This is a genomic window from Faecousia sp. (assembly GCF_048519415.1).
Classification (GTDB): domain Bacteria; phylum Bacillota; class Clostridia; order Oscillospirales; family Oscillospiraceae; genus JAZOXB01.
The window spans coordinates 25,091-46,338 of record NZ_DBFZUT010000003.1; the positions used below are offsets into that span (position 1 = coordinate 25,091).

Sequence of the window (21,248 nt, forward strand, 5' to 3'; positions counted from 1 at the left end):
CCGAATGGCTTTCCTGACAGTTGAAGAGCCGCCCTCGGTGGGCGGCTCAGACTGTCAAAAACCCTGCCCAGCCGACGGTTTCGGAGGGACGGACAGTGTGAAAGGAAACCGTCAGGGTGTCCTTTCACGTTCAATTACCCGCCGCAGCGGCAGAATTGCAAAATCTTGCTGCAAAATTTGATTTTGTAATTCGGAAAGCAGCTTGCAGAAAAGGCCCGAAGGGACTTTTTTGACAAGCTGAAAAGAGCCGCCCTCGGTGGGCGGCTCTTTGGATAGATCGGGGATCAGAACTCTGCGGGGTTCTTTGCGGCAGCTTCTGTCTCGGCGGCAGCGGCGGCCTTGGACTTGCGGACGGCGTCACGGATGAAAAAGACGGCCTCCAGAATGCTGAAGACAAAGGCGATGCCAAGGTCCTTCAGAACGCTGGTTCGGATTTCCGCCTCCGTCAGGAAATCGGGAACGGATGCCAAGGCATCGCGGAACGCGATATCGTAGGTTTCCTTGAGCGCATCAAAGATCTCCTTTGCCAGACCGAAATATTCGGCGGCGACGATCATCAGCATGGTGAATACGACGGCGAGGATCGCGCCGTGCACGGTGTTCTTCCGGCCGGAAAACAGGCCATAGCCGAAGTAACCGGCGGCCATGCCGACCAGCGCGCTGATCCACGCAATATAGCCGAGCTGCAGCAAGCCGAAATGGACCAGGCCACCGGCGGCGGAGAAGAGCAGCGCGCCGAGCACACCGAGGGCGATGTTTTCGCGGCGCTTCACCGGAAGCTCCGCAGGGTTGACATAGGGTTCTGCCATGGGAGGTACCTCTCTTTCTTTTCTGTAAGCCTATTCTACCATGCCGGGCAGGAGAAAGCAAGAAGTAGTTATTCCTCCGTCGGCACGATGGAGCAGCCGTCCGTGATGCCATAGGTGGCGAGCAGGCGCTTTGTGCCCTTGTCCGTTACCGGGCGAAGCAGGCGCAGGTGCTTTGCGCCCCCGGCGCGCAGCGGGCAGATCGCCTCGCCCAGAAGCTGCGCCGCCAGCCCACGGCCGCGGTGCTCCGGCAGCAGGGCCAGATGCAGCAGCGCGCCCTCATCGCCGTCCAGACGGCGCGTGGCGACCACCCCGGCGGGGGTATCGCGCAGCATGGCGATGCGAACGCGGTCGCCCGGCTCCGTCTGCGGGCAGCCAAGCGCGGCCAGCAGGGGAGCGTCCTCCGGAGCCACGTCGCGATACCACATATTGAAATCCAGATAGCGGCTGCCGCGCCACCAGTTCTGACGGCCGAGCGTCGAAAGCTCCGGCGTCAGGTGCGTAGCGTCGTTCAGCGAGACGAGCTCATAGCTGCCGTTTTCCCAGTGCAGCTCCGTGACGGCCGTGTTTTCACTGTGGCTGACGCCTTCGTCCTGCCCGGGGAAAAACAGCTCTATCAGCGCGCCGCGCAGGACCATGCCGTGAGAGAAAATGGCGATGGACTGTCCTTCGTGACGGCGGACGACGTCGTCCAGCCCGGCAAGGAAGCGGTGTGCATATTGCAGGAAGCACTCCGCGCCCTCCACATACCAATGGTAGGAATCGTGAGAGAAGGCGTGCAGCTGCGCGGGATAACGTCGCTCCAACTCGCCAAACGGCGTGTCCTCCCACGGGCCGAGGCCGACCTCGCGGAAGCGCGCGTCGCGGTGGAGCGGCAGGCCCTTCTGCCGGTAGATGGCCGTCGCCGTCAGGCAGGTGCGCTTCAGATCGCTGGCATAGACCGCGTCGACGGGGATGCCTGCAAAGCGCTGCGCCAGCGCCGCGATCTGGCGGCGGCCGTTCGGCGTCACGCAGGAATCATATTGGCCGTGGATGCGGCGGAAGACATTGCCCTCCGCCTCCGCGTGCCGGATCAGGTAGATTGTTGTCATAGTCCGTTCCTCTCTGTGCATGGGATTTTCCTTCAGTATAGCACAGCAATTCAAAAATGAAAAGTGACAGACGGTCAAAAAACTGCCGGCCAAAAGCTTCGGAGGGGAAGAAAAGCAGGAATGGAAACCGTCAGGGTCTCCCTTCTCGTTCCATCACTCCTGCAGCGGCAAAATTGCAAAATAATATTTCAAAATTTCATGTTTGCAATTTCGAAAGCAGCTTGGCAAAAAGCTGAAGTGTTTTTTTGCGCAGGCGCGGGCATGCTAACCGTGCAGAAAAGCACGAAGGGAGGAAGAACGATGCAGGTACGCTCCTTTTTGCTGACGCTCGGCCTCGGCATGGCCGCAGGCGGCACGGTAGCGCTGATGCTGCCGCGGCAGTCCGGCGTGCGCCGGGAGGCGCAGAAGGCCGCCGACGCCGTGGAGCAGACCATCACGGATGCGGTGCAGAAACTGAAGCCCTGACGGCCCGATGCTGCGGAGGACCTCCGCAGCATTTTTTTTCGCGGCGTGCAGTGGGACTTGCGGGAACGGAAAAACCATGCTATAATTATGGCAGAATCTCTGCAAAAAAAGACCTGCGGCCAATTTTAGGCAGCAGGTCTGCGGCTTATCCCAAAGGCCCTTTCGGACTTTTTCGCCAAGCCGTTTGCAAAAGTGTAAAATAGAATTATTATTTTGCATTTTTTGCCGCTGCGGCGGGTGAAGGAACGCGAAAGGACACCCTGATGGTTTCCGTTCCTTCTTTCCTTCCCCCGATTACCGGTCCTCAAGCATGATTGCGGCACAGAGCGTCTGTGTCTAAATAAAATTTCAGAAAAGAAAAGGAGACGAAGATGAAGCATTCGCTGACCTCCGGCTCGATCTGGCGCGGCATGCTGTTTTTTGCCCTGCCTATCCTGCTCGGAAACATTTTCCAACAGCTCTACAACACAGCTGACGCCTTTATCGTCGGCCGCTTCCTGGATAAGAACGCCTATGCCGCCGTCAGCTCCTCCGGCAGTCTGATCTTCCTGCTCGTCGGCTTTTTCAACGGCATCGCCGTCGGCGCGGGCGTCGTCATCGCACGCTACTACGGCGCGAAGGACAACGAGAAACTCCAGACGGCCGTCCATACGACGCTGGCCTTCGGCTTGACGGCGGGCATCGTGCTGACGGTGCTCGGCATGACGCTCACGCCGCAGCTGCTGCGCCTCATGAAGACGGATACGGACGTGCTGCCGAACTCCATCGACTATTTCCGGATGTATTTTGCGGGCTCCATAGCCATCGTCATGTATAACCTCTGCGTTGGCATCCTGCAGGCCGTGGGAGACAGCCGCCACCCGCTGTATTACCTGATCCTGTCGTCGCTTGTGAACATCGCGCTCGATCTGCTGTTTGTCGGTGTGTTCCATTGGGGGGTCTGGTCTGCCGCACTGGCCACGAGTATTTCGCAGTTCGTGAGCCTCGGCCTGTGCATCTTCCGCCTGTGCCACTATGACACGGTCTACCGTGTGCGCCTGCGCAAGATTCGCTTCCATCTGCCTATGCTCAAGCAGGTTATCCACTTTGGCCTGCCCTCCGGCGTACAGAATTCCATCATCGCCTTCGCAAACGTCATCGTGCAGAGCAACATCAACGCCTTCGGCTCGAACGCCATGGCGGGCTGCGGCACCTATGCCAAGCTCGAGGGCTTTGCCTTCCTTCCCATCACCTGCTTCACGATGGCGCTGACGACCTTCGTCAGCCAGAACCTCGGTGCACATCAGTATGACCGCGTGAAGAAGGGCGTGCGCTTCGGCATCGTCTGCTCCACAACGCTGGCCGAGTGCATCGGCGTGGTGCTGTTCCTGCTGGCAGAGCCGCTCGTGGCCATTTTCCAGAACGACCCCGCCGTCATTGAGATCGGCGTGCGGCAGGCCCATGTGGAGGCGCTGTTCTTCTGCTTCCTGGCCTTTGCCCACTGCATCGCGGGCATTATGCGCGGCGCGGGCAAGCCGACGGTGCCGATGTTCATCATGCTTGCCATCTGGTGTGTGCTGCGCGTGGCCTATATCTCCATCGTCGTGCCGCTTGTGGCCAAAATCGACGTCATCTTCACGGCCTATCCGCTTACCTGGGGCGTGAGCTGCGTCATTTTCCTCATCTACTTCCTTAAATCCGACTGGCTGCATAACTACGACCGGCTGGAGCAGAAAAAGGCGCTGCTGTAACACAATTTCAAACCGGCCGTCCGGGTTTTCCGGGCGGCCGGCTTTTGCTGAGAAAAGGACCCCCACCGGCGCAGCCGGTGGGGGTGGTTTCTACAACGAAAAAGCAGCCCTTGCGAACAAGGACTGCTTTTGGAGCTACTGGCCGGACTCGAACCGGCGACCTGCTGATTACGAATCAGCTGCTCTACCAACTGAGCCACAGTAGCATGGCGCGATTTGCGTGAATTATTGTACTTCATTTTGCGGAATTTGTCAAGCCATATTTTTGCTATTTCAGAAAATTCAATTTCTGGGCCGTTCTTGTGAAAGCTGCACAGCATTGTGTCTCTGCATGATGGATTCTTCGTCGGTTTTTGGGATTGACTTTGAATAAAAATTGATATAGAATGTATATAAATTCAAGCGATAAAGCGGACACGCTCCGCCGGAACATGAAGGAGAATGAAAGCATGAAAAAATGGATCGTCCTGACACTGGCCCTTGCGCTGGCGCTGTCTCTGTTTGCGGGCTGCGGCAAGGGCGCAGACGCAGATGAAACCGATTATGCATCCATGTCCATCGAGGAGCTGAAGCCTCTGCTGAAGACGGTCACGGACGGCAAGCTGACCGTCGCGACCAGCCCGGACTTCGCCCCGTATGAATTCTATTCCATCGATGAGAACGAGAATCCGACGCTGGCCGGCTTCGACATCGCGCTTGCGCAGTACATCGCCGATTATCTCGGCCTCGAGCTCGAGATCATCCCCATGGACTTCGACGGCACGCTCAGCGAGCTCAGTGCGAAGAAGGTCGATCTTGCACTTTCCGGCTATTCACCTGATCCCGCCCGTGAGGACAAGATGGACTTCTCGGATATCTACTATGTCGGCGGCCAGTCGTTCGTGACCGTGCAGGACAAGGCGGATTCCTTCTCCACGCTGGCCGACGCCAACAAGGCGGAGTACCAGATCGGCGCGCAGCTCGGCTCCATTCAGGCCGACCTCGCCAAGGAGAACACGCCGGACGCCGATATCGTGGAGCTCTCGAAGGTCACGGACATCATTGCCGAGCTGCTGAGCGGCAAGCTGGACGGTGCGTTCATCGAGACGGTCGTTGCCGAGGCCTATGCCAAGAACTATCCGGAGCTGTGCGTCAAGTTCGACGTCCCCTATGAGCAGGAGGGCTCCGTCGTCGGCGTGAGCAAGGACAATGGCGCACTGCTGGCAGCCGTGAATCTCGCCATTGCCGCTGCCAAGGAGGACGGCTCCATGGACAAGTTTGTCGCCGAGGCCAACACGCTTGCCGAGGGCAATACCTACGAAGGTCTGCTGGATAATCAGGGGTAAGCACACATCTGAAAGAGTAAGGAAATCGCAGACTTCTCCCGCCGGAACGGCGAGAGAAGTCTGCCTGTCTGTCAAAATAAAAAAGGAGGGACCCCCGTTGCTTTCTGTCAATGGCTTCCGCGCCGCCCTGCGATACCTGACCATGTTCAAGGAGGGTATGATCTGCACCGTCTCGCTGTCGTTCCTGACGGTCGTGTTTGGCTTTCTGCTGGCTCTCGTTCTGGCGTTGATGCGTATGAGCCGCATCAAGCCTCTGAGCATTTTCGCCTCCATCTATGTGGAGGTGTTCCGCGCGACGCCGATGCTCGTGCAGCTGTTCATCATCTATTATATCGTTTTCGGCGGCGTGAATCTGCCGTCGTTCAAGCTGTTCGGCTTCATTCGCTTTGAGCGCTTTCTGCCGGGCGTCATTTCACTGGCGCTGAACTCCGCTGCTTATCTCAGCGAGATCATCCGCGCCGGTATCCAGAGCATCGACCCCGGCCAGTCGGAGGCCGCCCGCAGCCTCGGCCTGACGCGCCGCCAGACGCTGCAGTCCATCGTGCTGCCGCAGGCCATCAAGAACATCCTCCCGGCCATCGCCAATGAGTTCGTGACGATCATCAAGGAGTCGTCCATCTGCTATACCATCGGCGTGCAGGAGATCATGTCCGCAGTGAACTCCGTGAAGTCCGCGACGTTCTCCATTGGCGAGCCGCTGATCATCGCTGCCTGCGTGTATTTCTGCCTGACGTTCCCGACGTCGAAAATCATCCAGTATTTTGAAAGGAGAATGAGCCGTGGCGACCGCAGATAATGTCATCATCTCCGTGCAGAATCTCTGCAAGTATTTCAAAAAGGACGCCATCCGCGCGCTGGACGGCATCTCCGTCGATATCCGGCAGGGCGATGTCATCGCAGCCATCGGCCCCTCCGGCTCCGGCAAGAGCACGTTCCTGCGCAGCCTGAACCTGCTGGAGACGCCGACGAGCGGATCTATCCTGTTCCACGGCGTCGATATCACGCAGAAAAAGGTCAACATCGACCAGCTGCGCCAGAAGATGGGCATGGTCTTCCAGCATTTCAACCTCTTCCCGCACCGGACGATCCTGCAGAATATGACGCTGGCGCCGGAAAAGGTGCTCCGCGTGCCGCACGAGGCCGCGTCGGAAAAGGCTCTGCAGCTGCTGCGCCGCGTCGGCCTCGAGGACCGTGCTGACGCCTATCCCATCCAGCTCTCCGGCGGCCAGAAGCAGCGTGTGGCCATCGTGCGCGCACTCATGATGGAGCCGGAGGTCATGCTGTTCGACGAGCCGACATCCGCGCTCGACCCCGAGATGGTCGGCGAGGTGCTCGACGTCATGAAGGAGCTGGCGCACACCGGCATGACCATGGTCGTCGTCACGCATGAGATGGGCTTTGCCCGCGAGGTCGGAAACCGCGTGCTCTTCCTCGACCAGGGCAAGCTCGTCGAGGAGGGCACGCCGGACCAGATCTTCGGCGCGCCGAAAAACCCGCGCCTGCAGGATTTTCTTGCAAAAGTGCTTTGAGTTTCAAAAAACGGGATCGCCGACCGAATAAAAAGAAGGCAGTGCCAAATTTGCACTGCCTTCTTTTTGCACGATCCGATGCTCGCTGTGTCTACCGACAAAAGATATTCCGGGCTTTGCCCGGAGTGATATTTTTCTATTCGGAAAGTGATATAAAAGCCGCCTGGCTTTTGTGATATTCTATTCGCCGCTCAAACTGCCGCAGGCAATATCACGATGCGAAGCATCATTTCACTGTCCGAAGGACAATATCACTCGCTGTCCGGCGAATATAACTGAGGCGCACTTCCTTGCGGAGTGCGCCTCTCGGCGCGGTAGACACTCGGGGAGCAGCCCTCGCTGGCGGCGAACACACGCGAGAAATAGAGCGCGTCCGGGTAGCCGACGGACCACGCGATCTCGGAGATATGCATCGTCGTGCCGCGCAGCAGGGTGCGCGCCGTTTTCAGCCGGGTCTCCCGCAGCAGGGCGGTGGGGGAGTGGCCGAAGCGCTGCATGAAGCCGCGGTAGAGCCAGCTGCGGCTCACCCCGGCAAAGGCGGCGATGTCGTCGACGGTGATGGGCTCGGCGTAGTTGTTCTCGATATAGGCCGCCGCGCGGTCGATGACGTCTCCGCGGTCCTCTGGGCCTTCCCGTCCCTCGATGAGCTTGCCGAGCAGCAGGTAGGCATAGCCCAGCATCTGCGTCCGGCTCCACGCGGACTGGCCGCGCGCCTCGTAGATCGCGGTGATGTAGCGCTGGAACGTCCGCCCAAAGTCGATGTGCAGCACGGGCGCGTCCGGGCGCAGGTCCGTGCGCGCCAGCAGGGCGGCGGCATCCGGCCCGCTGAAGCCGAGCCAGTAGTATTCCCACGGCGATTCCGTGTCTGCCTCGTAGCTCACCACGACGTTCGGCCAGACGAGAAAGACCTCGCCCGCGCGCACGGGGAAGGCCCGCCCGGCCGCCGTGAACGTCCCGCGGCCGGAGACAACGTAGTGGATGAGATAGTGATCCCGCACGCCCGCGCCCCAGCGGTAGCCGGGCGTGCACTGCTGAAACCCGACGTTTTTTACCGACAGCGGCAGAACGGCGCCGTCGGATTTATAGGAATTCTTGAAGTAAACTGCCATGATACCCGCCTCCCGTACCAGAATACCACAAAAGGCAACAAATTTCCATATCTTCGCTTGAAAATTCCATTGCATCCGCAACATATTTCCCTAAAATAAAGATATCGGTAATTAAAAGCGAACAAAAAGAAATCACAGAAAGGTGCGTCATTCCGATGTACGAATCTCTCAAGAAGCGATTTACAGATCAGTTTGGCACGAAGCCCGGCTTCGTATTCTCCGCACCCGGCCGCACGGAGATCGGCGGCAACCACACGGACCATCAGCACGGCTGCGTGCTGGCGGGCGCCGTGAACCTCGACACTGTGGCGGCCGTCGCCCGCAGCGAGCGCGGCGCGATCCGCGTGCTGTCCGAGGGCTATCCCCTTTGTGAGGTCTCCCTGTCGGAGCTGGAGGCCGTCCCCGCCGAGGCGGGCACGACGAAGGCCCTCATCCGCGGCATTGCCGCGCGGTTCGCCGCGCTGGGCCATTCGCCCATGGCCTTTGACGCCTATGTGACCTCCACGGTGCTGCCGGGCAGCGGCCTGTCATCCTCGGCGGCGTTCGAGGTCCTCATCGGTGTGATCCTGAACCATCTCGGCAGCTGCGGCCTGACGGCCCCGGAGATCGCGCAGGTCGGCCAGTATGCCGAGAATGTCTACTTCGGCAAGCCCTGCGGCCTGATGGACCAGACGGCCTCCGCCGTCGGCAACATCATCGGCATCGATTTTGCCGATCCGGCCCATCCGAAGATCCAGCCCATCGCCTTTGACTTCGCCTCCTGCGGCTACAGCCTGTGCATCATCGACTCCGGCGCGAGCCACAGCGACCTGACGGACTGCTATGCCGCCATCACGAACGAGCTGAAGGCCGTGTGCCGTGTGTTCGGCAAGGAGGCCCTGCGCGATGTGCCGGAGGACGAGTTCTATGCCCGCCTCGGCGAGGTGCGGCAGGCGGCAGGGGACCGCGCCGTGCTGCGCGCGATCCATGTCTATGAGGACAACAAGCGCGTTCGTCTGCAGCTGCGTGCACTCGAAAACGACAATTTCGCCGCCTTCCTCGAATATGTCAAGGAATCCGGCGATTCGTCGTGGATGTATCTGCAGAATGTGATCCCCGAGGGCCGCACGGCCCGTCAGGAGGTCGCGTTCGCGCTGGCGCTTGCCAAGCATCTGCTGGGCGGCCACGGCGCATGCCGCGTGCACGGCGGCGGCTTTGCGGGCACCATTCAGGCCTTCGTGCCGAATGAGCAGCTCGAGGAATTCCGCGGCGGCATCGAGGCTGTTCTGGGCGAGGGCAGCTGTCATGTGCTGTCCATCCGCCCGGAGGGTGGCATTCTGGCGGAGGTGTGCAGCCATGATTGACGCCTGCATCGCCGGCCTGCTCCGCTATGCGGAGGATACCGGCCTCATCGAGGCGGACGACCGCCTCTGGGCGCGCAACCGTCTGCTTGAGGCCCTGCAGCTCGACGGCTGCGACCCAAACTGCGCCCCGGCGGAGCTGCCGCTGGCGGACCTGCTCCGCGAGTTGACGGAGGACGCCGTTTCCCGCGGCGTTGCACAGGATAATTCCGTGGCGCGCGACCTGTTCGACACGAAGCTGATGGGCGTGCTGACACCTGCTCCGCATGAGGTGCGGGCTAAATTCCGCAGCTTGTATGCCGTTTCGCCGGAGCAGGCGACGGACTGGTTCTACGCCTTCAGCCAGAACACGAACTATATCCGCCGCGACCGTATCGCGCGCGATCAGAAATGGGTCTACGAGAGCGCCTACGGTCCGCTGGACATCACGATCAACCTCTCCAAGCCGGAGAAGGACCCGCGCGCCATTGCGGCGGCCAAGCTCGCGCCGCAGTCCGGCTATCCCAAGTGCGCTCTCTGTGCCGAAAACGAGGGCTATGCCGGACGGATGAACCACCCGGCCCGCCAGAATCACCGTGTCATTCCCGTGACGATCAACGGCAGCGGCTGGTATCTGCAGTATTCGCCGTATGTCTATTATAACGAGCACTGCATCGTCTTCAACGGCACGCATACGCCGATGAAGATCGACCGCGCGGCCTTCCGCAAGCTGCTGGACTTCGTCGGCCAGTTCCCGCACTACTTTGTCGGCTCGAACGCCGACCTGCCCATCGTCGGCGGCTCCATCCTGAGCCACGACCATTTCCAGGGCGGGCACTACACATTTGCCATGGAGCGCGCGCCTGTCGAGGAGCCTGTCCGCTTCTGCGGCTTTGACGATATCCGCGCAGGCATCGTCAAGTGGCCGATGTCCGTTCTGCGCCTGACCGGCCCGGACAGTGACCGCCTTGTGGAGCTGGCGGACCGCATCCTGCGCGCATGGCGCGGCTACACGGACGAAAGTGCCTTCGTCTTTGCCGAGACGGACGGCGAGCCGCACAACACCATCACACCCATTGCCCGCCGCCGCGGCATAGACTATGAGCTGGACCTCGTCCTGCGCAATAACATCACAACGCCGGAGCATCCGCTCGGCGTGTTCCACCCGCATGCGGCCCTGCACCATATCAAAAAAGAGAACATCGGCCTCATTGAGGTCATGGGCCTTGCCGTTCTGCCCGCCCGCCTGAAGGGCGAGCTGGCCGCACTGGAGCAGGCCATCCTGTCCGGCGCGGACATCCGCGCAGACGAGACCCTCGGCAAGCATGCCGACTGGGTCGACGAACTGAAAACACGTTATGCGTTCACGCCGGAAAACACGGCTGACATCCTGCGCCGGGAGGTCGGCGCGGTGTTTGCGCAGGTGCTGGAAGACGCGGGCGTCTTCAAACGAAATGAAGCCGGGCGGGCGGCATTCCGCCGCTTCCTCGGCACTGCAGATCAGGAGGGATCGTTATGAAAATTCTGGTAACCGGCGGCGCGGGCTTCATCGGCAGCCACACCTGCGTCGAGCTGCTTGAGGCGGGCCACGACGTCGTCATTCTGGACGACCTGTCCAATGCGTCCGGTACGGTCATCGACAAGATTGAGACCATCACGGGCAAGCGCCCCGCGTTCTATCAGGCGGATGCGAAGGACCGCGCCGTCCTGCATGAGATCTTCACGGCGCACCGCATCGATGCCGTCGTGCATTTTGCGGGCTTCAAGGCGGTCGGCGAGAGCTGCCATATCCCGCTGGCCTATTACCGCAACAATCTGGATTCCACGCTGGCCCTGCTCGAGGAAATGGCGCAGGCGGGCTGCACGCGCTTCGTGTTCTCGTCCTCTGCGACGGTCTATGGCCCGGACAATGCCATCCCCTATGTCGAGACGATGCCCACCTATGTCGCAACGAGCCCCTACGGCTGGACGAAGGTCATGATCGAGCAGATCCTGCGCGACTACTGCACCGCAACGCCGGGCTTCACAGCCGTGCTGCTGCGCTACTTCAACCCCATCGGCGGCCATCCCTCAGGCCTGCTCGGCGACGATCCGAACGGCATTCCGAACAATCTCATGCCCTATATCGCCCGCGTGGCGGCCGGTCAGCTGGACAAGCTGACGATCTTCGGCGACGACTATCCCACGCCGGACGGCACCTGCCGCCGCGACTATCTGCATGTCGTCGATCTGGCCAAGGGCCATCTCAAGGCCATCGACTATGCCATGGAGCACACGGGCGCGGAGGCCTTCAATCTGGGCACCGGCCACGCCGTGAGCGTGCTGGAGCTGGTGAACACGTTTATGGAGGCCACCGGCGTGAACGTGCCCTATGTCATCGGCCCGCGCCGTGAGGGCGACCTGCCCCAGATGTGGGCGGACACGCACAAGGCGGAGACCGTCCTCGGTTGGAAGGCCGAGAAGACCGTGGCCGATATGTGCCGCGACAGCTGGAACTTCGTCTGCAGCGTGAAGAAGCAGTAATGTCCGGTCAGGAATCGGAATAACAAAACAGCCGTCTCATTACGAGATGGCTGTTTTTGCTGTCTGCATCTCGTCGATCCCGGCGGCGCAGTCGTGCGGGATCGGCTTCCAGTCCACATGGGAAAACAGCGCGATGACCGTGCTGACGCGGCCGATGACGTCGAACAGCGGGAACGTCACGGCAAACCAGAGCTTCCGGTACCACGGCAGGGCGGGCATATGCTGCCGCTCCGTCAGAAAGACATAGAGCGCGATGACCGCGTTCCGCAGCCAGCGCTTCCCGAAGCCGACGGCCCATGCCAGCAGCGCCGCGCCGACCATGCCGAAGCTCTCCTTTGTGAACAGCCACAGCGCAAGGGCGCACAGCAGCCGGGCGGCGTAGGTGAAGATGCTCCACAGCGCGCGGGGGCAGACGAGCAGGAACATGTCGTAGGACATGAAGGCCGTCGGGGCGTCGTGCGACGTGAACACATGCTTCCACAGTGGCCAGCCCGTCTCGGCAAAGGCCTGCAGGTGGCCCTTGGCCCAGCGGATGCGCTGGCGCAGGGCGATGCGCAGGGAGACGGGCTGCTCGTCATAGAACACGGCTGCATCGCAGTAGGAGATGGGATAGCCTGCAGCGACGGCATCGGCCGTAAAGGCGCGGTCCTCCGTCAGGGAGGTGTAGTGCCAGCCGTTTTTGACCAGCTCAGAGGCGAACAGGAAGCCCGTGCCCTGAATGCGCGTGGCCAGTCCGAACACAGAGCGCGCGCGGTGTTCCATGCGCACGGTTCGCAGCCAGTGCAGGGCATAGGATGCGGAGATCCAGTTGTCGCCGAAATTTTTGCTGGCGCGGCAGGACGTTACGATGCGCTCGCCTGCGTCAAAGGCCTCATTCATGCGCGAGACATAGTCGCGGTTGAGCAGGTTGTCTGCGTCAAATACAAAATAGCCCTCAAAGGCATCTGTTCCGTAGTCCCGCGCGATGCAGGAGAACAGATATTCCAGCGCGTAGCCCTTTGTGCGGTGGTCTGGGTCGCAGCGCTCATAGCAGACCGCACCGCCGCTGCACGCCGCCTGCGCCGTCCCGTCCGTGCAGTTGTCGGCCACGACAAAGACCGTGAGCAGCTCCGACGGGTAGTCCTGCAGGCGGATGCTCTCGAGCAGGCGGCCGATGACGGCCTCCTCGTTGCGCGCCGCAATGACGATGGCATAGCGGTGCTGCCGCCGTGCGGGTGCAAAGCGCCGTGTGGCGAACAGACCGACGATGGCGTAGACGGTATAATAGCAGCTCATCGCGCCGAGCAGGGCGCCGATGGCGGCAAAAATTTTGGGCAGCAGATGCAGCATAGGCGGCACTTCCTCTTTCGAACTCAAAATGCACGCCTGATTATAGCACAGAAGGCCGAAAAAGGAAATGCCGCCCGGATTAAGATTTTATGAACGTTAGATGTGTTGACGCAGTGCCGCAAGAGCCTTTTTCTCGATGCGGGAGATCTGCACCTGCGAAACGCCGAGAATTTTGGCCGTTTTGTCCTGCGTCAGGCCGTGGAAATAGCGCAGGCGGATGACCATCTGCTCGCGCTCGGTGAGCTGGGCAATCGCCTCGCGCAGTGCGATGCGTTCCAATATTTTCTCCTCCATTTCTCCCTCGGTCAGGACGTCCTCCAGCGCAAAGCCGTCCTCACCGGAGCGCCGCTGCAGGGACTCCGTCGCGCAGGTGGCTGTTTCGGCTACGGCGATGTCCTCCGGCTGCAGGGCCGTGGCCTCGCTCAGCTCTGCCAGCGTTGGCTCGCGGCCGAGCGTGCCGGTCAGCCGCTGACGCGCGGTGCGGATGAGGGCGGCGCGTTCCTTCAGGCTGCGGCTGACCTTGATGGTGCCGTCGTCCCGCAGAAAGCGGCGGATCTCGCCCGCGATCTTCGGCACGGCATAGGTGGAAAACTGCGTGCCGTAGCTCAGGTCGAACCCGGCCACGGCCTTGAGAAAGCCGAGGCAGCCGAGCTGATACAGGTCGTCCGGGTCGACGCCGCGCCCGAAAAATCGCCGCGCGACGGACCAAACGAGGCCGGAATTCGCCTGAATCAGCGCCTCTCCCGCCTCGCGGTCTCCGTCGCGGGCGCGGATGAGCAGCTCCTCCTGATTCATTTTTTTCCACCCCGGCGTACAATCCGGCGCTTCATATGGACGGTCGTACCCTTGCCGGGCACGGAGCTGATGCGGAACTCGGTCATAAAGCTCTCCATGATGGTAATGCCCATGCCGGAGCGCTCCTCTCCACCGGTCGTGAACATGGGACGGCAGGCCTGCTCAAGGTCCGCGATGCCGCAGCCGCGGTCCTTGACCATAATGTCCAGCACATTGTCCGGCAGCAGCCGCGCCCGCAGGATGACCGGCCCGATCGTCTCGGGGTAGGCGTGGACGATGCAGTTCGTCACGGCCTCGGACACGGCCGTCTTGATGTCGCCCAGCTCGTCGAGCGTCGGGTCGAGCTGCGCGGCAAAGCAGGCAATGGCAGAGCGCGCAAAGGCCTCATTGGCCGAGCGGCTGGGAAATTCCAGATTCATGTAGTTTTCGCTCTTCATCGGTTGCATTCCTCCCTGATCTCCGTGATTTTTTCGATGCCCGCCGCGCGCAGCACCTTATAGGGCTGGGGCGGGATGTTCTGCAGCAGCAGGCGGCCCTGCAGCGTGTTCATGCGGCGCAGCGTATGGATGACCACGGCGATCCCGCTGGAATCCATGAATGTCACATCGCGGAAGTCCAGAATGCAGCGAAGGGGAAGGTAGAGATCGATCTTGGCTGACAGCGCCTGCATGATTTCCCGGGCGGCATGGTGGTCGATCTCGCCCCGCAGAGCGATCGTCAGCTGCCTGTCCTGCACATAGCTCGTCAGATTCATTGGTATGGTTCGCCTCCAGCAAAAAAAATAACGCACACGGAACCCGTGTGCGTTTAGTATAAAGCACTGCCCGCGCGCCGTTTGTCGAAGCGGATGCGCGGGCGGTAATTTTATCAGGAAACAAACCAGTAGTTGCGTGCCGTGTGTACGGCCTGCAGGGAGTCGTCCCGGTAATTTGGCTCGAGACCCTCGACCAGCAGGTCAACGGTCTCGACCTCCGGCAGGGCGCTCAGCGAAGCGACGATCTCGCGCACGGCCATGCGCTCCTGCTCGGCCGTGCGGCAGCCTTCGAGAAATTCGGCTGTTAGGTCGAGCGTGCATACGCCGCCTGCCAGCTTGAGGGACAGAATTTTCGTGCCCTGCGGGATGGAGTTTTCCAGTCCGTTTTCGCCCTCGAGCGCCAGCAGGGCCTCCAGCACACACTGCACGCTGCTGGTGCCCTCAGCGAGCGTGAGCTGCACCGGCACCTGCGCCAGCAGCGGCATCGTGTCGCAGGTCAGGCTGAGCGTGACGTCCAGCGTTCCGTCCAGTGCAGGCACATAGATCATGCGCTCGTCGCGTGCAAGGCCGTTCTCCAGCTCCAGTACATACAGCCGCTCCAAGGGCGCGCCCGCGATCCAGAGATCCACGGTCTGGATCTGCGGCAGCTCCGTCAGAGAATTCACAATGGCATAGACGGCCAGCCGCTCCGTGTTCCAGCTGCGCGGCATCCCCGTCAGGAACTGCGAGGAGAGATCGACGGTGCAAACGCCGTTTTCTACACTGACGCTGCGCAGTGCCGTGCCCTCGGGAATGGCGCTCTCGCTTTCCGGCAGGGCCAGCAGGCGGCGCACGATCTCCGCGGGCCGGTCGGCCGCATTCATGGCGGCGACGGTCTGCGTTTCGCGCACGAGATAGCGCTGCGCCTCGTCCGGCACATAGAGCACGAGCTCTTCCTCCTGCTCCTCCATGCCGTTGTCGCGCAGCAGGATGTCTTTGGCGGCCAGCACATCGGCCGCGCCGTCGCCGCTGCGCAGAATGCTCACGCGCTGCACGCCGGGCAGCTGCAGGAGCGTCCGGGCAAGGCAGGCGTTGAGAATGGTGCGGTCGAGGCTCCGGCACGGTATGCCGGAAAAGACCAGCTCCGCCGTGCCCTCGGTCAGTCCAATGGACTCCAGCGCCCAGTCTGCAGGCAGGGGAGTGCGCAGCTCCGGCGAGGCGGGCCCCTTCAGGTATTGCAGCACGACGGTGCGCAGACCGGCGTCTGCCTCGAGCGGCGCGGCCTCGGCGCGGATCACGCCGTCCTCGCCGCCGAAGGCGACCTCAGCACAGCGGTAGTAGAAGGAAAATGGAGCGTCCTCCTGCTCTGCAGGCGCGGTGGTACAGGCGCACAGCAGCACAAGCGGGAGCAGCAGAAGCAGCAGCGGGCGTTTCAGCTTGTCAAAAACGACCCTTCGGGCTTTTCTGACAAGCTGCTTCCAGGATTGCAAAATAAAATTTTGTAGCATCATTTTGCAATCCTGCTGCTGCGCCAGGTTATGGAACGCGAAAGGATACCCTGACGGTTTCCTTTCACAGTTTTCTTCCCTTCGAAACTTTCGACCGGGCAGATTTTTCGACAGTCTGGTTTCATGTTTCGTCCTCCTCCAGATCAAAATGCGGGAACCGCACGGTGAAGATCGTGCCCCCGCCCGGCCGGGCCTGCACAGTGATGGTGCCGTAGCTGCGCTCGACCATGTCGTGCACGATGGAAAGGCCCAGCCCGGCGCCGCCCGCGGCGCGGGAGCGTGCCTTGTCCACACGGTAAAAACGCTCGAAAATATGCTCCATGGACTCCGGCGGGATGCCTGCACCGTTGTCCTCGACGCGCAGCTCCACCTGATCGCCCGCCCGGCGGACGGACACGCCGACCCAGCCGTCCTGCCGGTTGTATTTGATAGCGTTTTCCGTTAGATTGAATACGATCTGATACAGATCGTCCTCCACAGTCATGACGCTGCAGTCCGGCTCGAACGTTGTGTCGATGCCGATGCCGCGCAGCCGCGCCAGCGGCAGCAGCATGCGCACGACCTTGCGCACGACGGGCGCGGCATCGAGGATCTCGCGCTCCTCTTCCACGCTGCTGTCGAGCTTCGTGAGCGTCAGAAGCTTCTGCGTCAGGCGGCCGAGACGGTCTGCCTCGCGGCCGATGTCGCCGATGAACTCGCGCTGCGTCTCGGGGTCCATCTCGTTTTGCAGGATGGAGTCAGACAGCAGCTTGATGGAGGCCAGCGGCGTTTTCAGCTCGTGGGACGCGTCGGAGACGAACTGCCGCCGCCGCGCCTCGGAGCTTTCCAGCCTTGCTGCCAGCTCGTTGAAGGCCCGGCTCAGGCGCTCGACCTCATCGTGCCCGCGGACGGGCGGCTGCTGGGAATAGTCGCCCTCGCGCATGCGGCCGACCTGATCCAGAATGGCGCGCATACGCCGCGAGAATGCGGCCGAGAAGAACAGAGAGAACAGCACCACGCCGCCCTCCAGCGCAAAGGAGATGCGCAGAATGTTGCGCTCCAGCGCGGCGATCAGCTCGCCCTGATCCGTGTCGTACGACATGAGGTATACGGCGCCCAGCGTCCGCCCGCCCCGCATGAGCGGCACGGCGGCGTGGCTCTCCACGGCGCCGTCGGCATAGCGGGAAAAAAAGACGTCGCTGCCCTCCAGCGCCGTGACAAGCTCCGGAAACAGCAGCGTCTTTCCCTCGGCGTTGCCGGTGGTCAGGGAATCGTATACGGCAACGCCCGCAGCGTCAGTCACGACGGTGCGGGTGGTGTGGAGCTCCTCCATGGAATTCACGGCCTGCGCGGCCCGGCCTGCGGAAAGCTCGTCGAGCTGCAGCAGGGCATTGCTCAGCAGCTGCGCCTTGCTCTCAAGCGAATCGGCCTGCGCGTGGAACGTCACACTGCGGATGGTCGTCGAGGCATAGAGGTTCAGCAGGAACAGGGCGGCCGCCGTGATGAGAATGTAGGCGGCGGCATAGCGGAGCTGTGAGCTGGCAGGCAGAAAGCTGCGGCGTTTACGCTTTGAAATAGTACCCAACTCCCCACTTTGTCATGATATATTCCGGCTCAGCCGGAACGGTCTCCAGCTTTTCCCGGATGCGGCGGATGTGGACGTCCACTGTGCGGATATCGCTGCGATACTCATAGCCCCAGATGAGGTCGAGCAGGTTCTCGCGGGAATAGACGCGGTTCGGATTGCGGATGAGCAGCTCGACAAGGTCGAACTCGCGGGCCGTCAGCTCGACGGGCTTGCCGTCCTTATAGACGTTGCGCTCCTGCGTGTCGACAGTCAGGCTGCCTGCCGTGATACGGTTGTTCTGATTCTCCAGCCCGCCGCTGCGGCGCAGCAGGGCGCGGATGCGCGCCTTCAGCTCCAGAATGTTGAAGGGCTTTGTCAGATAGTCGTCCGCGCCGTGCTCAAAGCCAAGCAGCTTGTCCATGTCCTCTGTGCGGGCAGTGAGCATGATAATGGGAACGTCCGAAAATTCCCGGATGGTGCGGCAGGCAGTCAGCCCGTCGATCTCCGGCATCATGACGTCCAGCACGATGAGCCGGATGTCCGGATCGCGCGCCAGCTCGATGGCCTCACGGCCGTTGCTGCCGGTGACGACCTGATAGCCGTCGTTCTGCAGGTTGAAGCGAATGCCCTTGACCAGCAGCTCTTCATCATCTACGACCAGTATTTTCATGGTTCTTCCTCCACCGTGACCAGTTCGCGGAGCTTTTCCAGCTTGCCTTCACCGATGCCCTCGACCGCGATGAGCTCCTCCACGCTGCGGAAGGGGCCGTGCGCCTCGCGGTAGTCCACGATGCGCTGTGCCAGCACCTCGCCGATGCCGGGAAGCGTCGTCAGCTCCTGCGTCGTGGCGCGGTTGAGATCGAGCGGACCCGGCTCCGTGGGCGGCTGCGTCGCGGCCTCTGTCGGTTTCCCTGTCGGGGAGGAAGCCGCCGGGACGGACGGCAGGGCAGACTCCGTCTGTGCGGGGACGGTGCGCGCCGTGCGCACCGTAACGCCGTCCGTATGCTGTGTCCAGCGCGCCACGCCAAAGCCCAGACAGAAGGCAAGAAAGACGGCCGCCAGGGTGATGACCCAGTTCCAACGCGGTTTCTGCTCCATTTTTGCTCTGCTCCGTTGACATAATCCGGATTTTTGTTATAATGTGTCTGTCGGACCGGCATGCGGTATTCCGCGCGGCCTGCCCATACTCATTATATCACACAGTTCCGCCCTGCGGCAATGCCGCCGCGGCGTTTTTGGAGGAGAATATGAAAAAAAGACTTCTGTCCGGGCTGGTCCTGCTGGCCCTGCTGCAGTGCCTGATGCTCCCGGCCTTCGCGGAGCCGACGGACGCACCGGCCGATCCCACGGAGCCGTCCGCCTCGGAGACCGCAGCCGATCCCACGGCTGCGCCGGCGGAAACGGCTGCGTCGGCGGATACGACGGAGCCGAGCGCGGCAGACGCCACCGAGCCGGAGACCGCTGCGCCTGCCGAAAACGGCAGGACTCCCGCCGCCGTGACGGATGAGACGCCGCCCGCGCTGAACGATTTCGGCCAGTATCTCGACACCACGGTGCAGGCCAGGGCGGCGGCGCTCGTGGAGCTGAACAGCGATACGCTCGTCTATGGCATGAATCTGGACGAAAAGGTCTATCCCGCCAGCCTGACGAAGATCATGACGTGTATGCTGGCGCTGGAGCACGGAAACCTCGACGACATCGTGACAGTCAGCCATGAGGCTCTGCAGGATCTGAATGCAGCGGGCAGCTCCGCCGGCCTGCTCGAGGGCGAGCAGCTGTCTCTGCGCGAGCTGCTGTACTGCGTGATGATCTCGTCCGCCAACGAGGCCTGCAACGTCGTGGCGGAGTACATCGCGGGGGATATCCCTTCGTTCGTGGCGCTCATGAATGCGCAGGCGGCGGCCCTCGGCATGACAGGCACGCATTTTGCCAATGCCCACGGCCTGCATGACGAGAATCACTACACCACCGTGCGCGACCTCGTTACGCTGGCGCGCTGGGCCTGGCAGAGTGAGCAGTTTCAGGAATTCTCCACGCAGACATCCCACACGGTGCCTGCGACGAACAAGTCCGAGGAGCGCGTGCTCCACACGACGAACTATCTGACGAGCGGTCAGACCGTCGGAAAGTATTACTACGACAAGGCGCGCGGCATCAAGACCGGCTTCACGACCCCTGCGGGCGGCTGCCTCATCTCCACGGCGGAGAGCGGTTCGATGCATTTCCTCAGCGTCGTCTGCGGCTGCGAGACGCTGCAGAACGACGACGGCACGGAGACGGACCAGCGCTTCACGGAGACGAAGCGGCTGTTCGAATACGGCTTCAATCATTTGAACAGTGTGCAGGTGCTGGCGGACACGGCCCTTGTGGACATGCCGCAGGTGCTGTATGCCGACGGACGCGACAGCGTTGTCGTGCGCGCGAAGGACAACATCTCCGTTCTGCTGCCGGACAGCTGCGATACCTCCGGCATCACGCTGACCGTGCAGTATGATTCCGAAGCCCCGCTCGAGGCGCCGCTTGAGGCCGAGACGAAGGTCGGTACCGTCAGTGCCGTGCTGGACGGCAAGGTGCTGGCGACCTGCGACCTTGTGACGCTGACGGCCGTGATGCGCTCCACGCCGAAGTATGTTGTCAAGCAGACGGAAAGTGTGCTGGCGAAGATCTGGAAGGGCATGTGGCGGCTGTGGTTCGTGACCGTACCGGTGCTGCTGGCGCTGGTGTTCTGGCTCATCGTTGCCATCCTGCGCTCCATCAACCGCCGCCGCGCAAAAAAGCGCGCCATGCGCGCGCGCCGTCCGGGAGCCCGTCAGGGCAGGGAGGACCGCCGTGGATGAGCTCAATGCCCTGCGCATGTCCTGCGAGGGCTGCACGGGCTGCGGCCTTGCCGCCACGCGCCACAGCGTCGTGTTCGGCGTCGGACCATGCCCCTCGCCCGTCGTCTTCATCGGGGAAGGCCCCGGCCAGCAGGAGGACCTGCGCGGCGAGCCATTCGTCGGCCCGGCCGGGCAGCTGCTCGACGACATGCTGTCCATCATCGACCTCGGGCGGCACAACTGCTATATCTGCAACATCGTCAAATGCCGCCCGCCCGGAAACCGCGATCCGCAGCCGCAGGAGCAGGACGCCTGCTTCGGCTGGCTCGAGCGGCAGCTCCGGCTGCTGCAGCCGAGCATCATCGTCTGCCTCGGGCGCATTGCGGCCATGCGGCTCATCCGGCCGGATTTCCGCATCACGCGGGAGCATGGCCAGTGGTTCGAGCGGAACGGCGTGCGCTATCTTGCCATGTATCATCCCTCCGCTCTGCTGCGGGACCCGGCGCGCCGCCCGGAGACATACACGGACCTGCTGACGCTGCGCGAGGCCGTGCGGACGCTCGGCCCGCTGCCGAATGCCTGAACCCGTACCGCCCCACCGGATTTTTTTCGCGGCGGGGCGCT

21 protein-coding genes and 1 tRNA gene are annotated in these 21,248 nt (G+C 61.9%); 10 read left to right on the plus strand and 12 right to left on the minus strand.

Features of this window, described 5'->3' with window-relative positions; genetic code table 11:
- Nucleotides 1-284: 284 nt before the first annotated feature.
- Nucleotides 285-809: a hypothetical protein gene (locus ACMKFF_RS00245; protein ID WP_418469094.1), complete on the minus strand. Its 525-nt coding sequence runs from the start codon at nucleotides 807-809 to the stop codon at nucleotides 285-287.
- Between the two features lie 68 nt (nucleotides 810-877).
- Complete coding sequence (locus ACMKFF_RS00250; protein WP_419495675.1) at nucleotides 878-1,897, minus strand: GNAT family N-acetyltransferase; 1,020 nt, start codon at nucleotides 1,895-1,897, stop codon at nucleotides 878-880.
- 300 nt (nucleotides 1,898-2,197) lie between these two features.
- Between ACMKFF_RS00250 and ACMKFF_RS00255 the strand changes: the two genes are divergently transcribed.
- The gene (locus ACMKFF_RS00255; RefSeq protein WP_349135805.1) at nucleotides 2,198-2,362 is read left to right on the plus strand and encodes a hypothetical protein; all 165 of its coding nucleotides are present in this window, start codon (nucleotides 2,198-2,200) and stop codon (nucleotides 2,360-2,362) included.
- Nucleotides 2,363-2,733: 371 nt separating this feature from the next.
- On the plus strand, nucleotides 2,734-4,092 hold the full coding sequence (locus ACMKFF_RS00260; protein WP_419495676.1) for an MATE family efflux transporter: 1,359 nt from the start codon (nucleotides 2,734-2,736) through the stop codon (nucleotides 4,090-4,092).
- 130 nt (nucleotides 4,093-4,222) lie between these two features.
- Here the strand turns inward: ACMKFF_RS00260 and ACMKFF_RS00265 are convergent.
- Nucleotides 4,223-4,298, minus strand: a tRNA-Thr gene (locus ACMKFF_RS00265).
- A gap of 243 nt (nucleotides 4,299-4,541) precedes the next feature.
- On the opposite strand from ACMKFF_RS00265, the gene ACMKFF_RS00270 reads away from it, so the two are divergent.
- The 3 genes from ACMKFF_RS00270 to ACMKFF_RS00280 all read left to right on the plus strand — a co-directional run bounded on the left by ACMKFF_RS00270 (nucleotide 4,542) and on the right by ACMKFF_RS00280 (nucleotide 6,946).
- Entirely contained in the window at nucleotides 4,542-5,417 is an 876-nt protein-coding gene (locus ACMKFF_RS00270) for a transporter substrate-binding domain-containing protein (RefSeq protein WP_419495677.1), read from the plus strand.
- 97 nt (nucleotides 5,418-5,514) lie between these two features.
- Nucleotides 5,515-6,213 carry an amino acid ABC transporter permease gene (locus ACMKFF_RS00275; protein WP_419495678.1) on the plus strand — a complete coding sequence of 233 codons (699 nt, stop codon included), beginning with the start codon at nucleotides 5,515-5,517 and terminating at the stop codon, nucleotides 6,211-6,213.
- Nucleotides 6,214-6,217: 4 nt separating this feature from the next.
- Entirely contained in the window at nucleotides 6,218-6,946 is a 729-nt protein-coding gene (locus tag ACMKFF_RS00280; RefSeq protein WP_418488031.1) for an amino acid ABC transporter ATP-binding protein, read from the plus strand.
- 251 nt (nucleotides 6,947-7,197) lie between these two features.
- Here the strand turns inward: ACMKFF_RS00280 and ACMKFF_RS00285 are convergent, their stop codons facing one another.
- Nucleotides 7,198-8,055: an AraC family ligand binding domain-containing protein gene (locus tag ACMKFF_RS00285; RefSeq protein ID WP_419495679.1), complete on the minus strand. Its 858-nt coding sequence runs from the start codon at nucleotides 8,053-8,055 to the stop codon at nucleotides 7,198-7,200.
- Between the two features lie 155 nt (nucleotides 8,056-8,210).
- Here ACMKFF_RS00285 and ACMKFF_RS00290 point away from each other — a divergent pair, with 155 nt between their 5' ends.
- From ACMKFF_RS00290 to galE, 3 genes are read left to right on the plus strand one after another with little or no spacing between them, the layout of a single operon-like run.
- Nucleotides 8,211-9,398, plus strand: coding sequence for a galactokinase (locus tag ACMKFF_RS00290; protein ID WP_419495680.1), 1,188 nt, complete (start codon nucleotides 8,211-8,213; stop codon nucleotides 9,396-9,398).
- Nucleotides 9,391-10,893, plus strand: coding sequence for a UDP-glucose--hexose-1-phosphate uridylyltransferase (gene galT, locus ACMKFF_RS00295; RefSeq protein WP_419495681.1), 1,503 nt, complete (start codon nucleotides 9,391-9,393; stop codon nucleotides 10,891-10,893). Before ACMKFF_RS00290 ends, galT begins: the two co-directional genes overlap by 8 nt.
- Nucleotides 10,890-11,897, plus strand: a complete 1,008-nt coding sequence (gene galE / locus ACMKFF_RS00300; protein ID WP_419495682.1) for a UDP-glucose 4-epimerase GalE — start codon at nucleotides 10,890-10,892, stop codon at nucleotides 11,895-11,897. Before galT ends, galE begins: the two co-directional genes overlap by 4 nt.
- Before the next feature lie 39 nt (nucleotides 11,898-11,936).
- On the opposite strand, the gene ACMKFF_RS00305 is transcribed toward galE, so the two are convergent.
- The 8 genes from ACMKFF_RS00305 to ACMKFF_RS00340 form a co-directional block, all read right to left on the minus strand.
- Nucleotides 11,937-13,226, minus strand: a complete 1,290-nt coding sequence (locus ACMKFF_RS00305) for a glycosyltransferase family 2 protein (protein WP_419495683.1) — start codon at nucleotides 13,224-13,226, stop codon at nucleotides 11,937-11,939.
- A gap of 96 nt (nucleotides 13,227-13,322) precedes the next feature.
- Entirely contained in the window at nucleotides 13,323-14,021 is a 699-nt protein-coding gene (locus ACMKFF_RS00310; protein WP_419495684.1) for a sigma-70 family RNA polymerase sigma factor, read from the minus strand.
- On the minus strand, nucleotides 14,018-14,458 hold the full coding sequence (gene spoIIAB, locus ACMKFF_RS00315) for an anti-sigma F factor (RefSeq protein WP_349136624.1): 441 nt from the start codon (nucleotides 14,456-14,458) through the stop codon (nucleotides 14,018-14,020). The genes ACMKFF_RS00310 and spoIIAB overlap by 4 nt, the downstream gene beginning before the upstream one ends.
- Nucleotides 14,455-14,775 carry an STAS domain-containing protein gene (locus ACMKFF_RS00320; RefSeq protein WP_349136625.1) on the minus strand — a complete coding sequence of 107 codons (321 nt, stop codon included), beginning with the start codon at nucleotides 14,773-14,775 and terminating at the stop codon, nucleotides 14,455-14,457. Before ACMKFF_RS00320 ends, spoIIAB begins: the two co-directional genes overlap by 4 nt.
- Before the next feature lie 113 nt (nucleotides 14,776-14,888).
- Entirely contained in the window at nucleotides 14,889-16,265 is a 1,377-nt protein-coding gene (locus tag ACMKFF_RS00325; protein ID WP_419495685.1) for a GerMN domain-containing protein, read from the minus strand.
- 118 nt (nucleotides 16,266-16,383) lie between these two features.
- A complete protein-coding gene (locus tag ACMKFF_RS00330) occupies nucleotides 16,384-17,826 on the minus strand; it encodes a sensor histidine kinase (protein WP_419495686.1) in 1,443 nt (480 codons plus the stop codon).
- Complete coding sequence (locus ACMKFF_RS00335) at nucleotides 17,804-18,478, minus strand: response regulator transcription factor (RefSeq protein WP_367927994.1); 675 nt, start codon at nucleotides 18,476-18,478, stop codon at nucleotides 17,804-17,806. Before ACMKFF_RS00335 ends, ACMKFF_RS00330 begins: the two co-directional genes overlap by 23 nt.
- On the minus strand, nucleotides 18,475-18,906 hold the full coding sequence (locus ACMKFF_RS00340) for a ComEA family DNA-binding protein (RefSeq protein WP_419495687.1): 432 nt from the start codon (nucleotides 18,904-18,906) through the stop codon (nucleotides 18,475-18,477). Before ACMKFF_RS00340 ends, ACMKFF_RS00335 begins: the two co-directional genes overlap by 4 nt.
- Before the next feature lie 149 nt (nucleotides 18,907-19,055).
- On the opposite strand from ACMKFF_RS00340, the gene ACMKFF_RS00345 reads away from it, so the two are divergent.
- Both ACMKFF_RS00345 and ACMKFF_RS00350 read left to right on the plus strand, forming a co-directional pair.
- Nucleotides 19,056-20,645 (plus strand): D-alanyl-D-alanine carboxypeptidase family protein, encoded by a 1,590-nt coding sequence (locus ACMKFF_RS00345; RefSeq protein ID WP_419495688.1) that lies wholly within the window; start codon nucleotides 19,056-19,058, stop codon nucleotides 20,643-20,645.
- Complete coding sequence (locus ACMKFF_RS00350; protein WP_419495689.1) at nucleotides 20,638-21,207, plus strand: uracil-DNA glycosylase; 570 nt, start codon at nucleotides 20,638-20,640, stop codon at nucleotides 21,205-21,207. The genes ACMKFF_RS00345 and ACMKFF_RS00350 overlap by 8 nt, the downstream gene beginning before the upstream one ends.
- The last annotated feature ends 41 nt before the right edge of the window (nucleotides 21,208-21,248 follow it).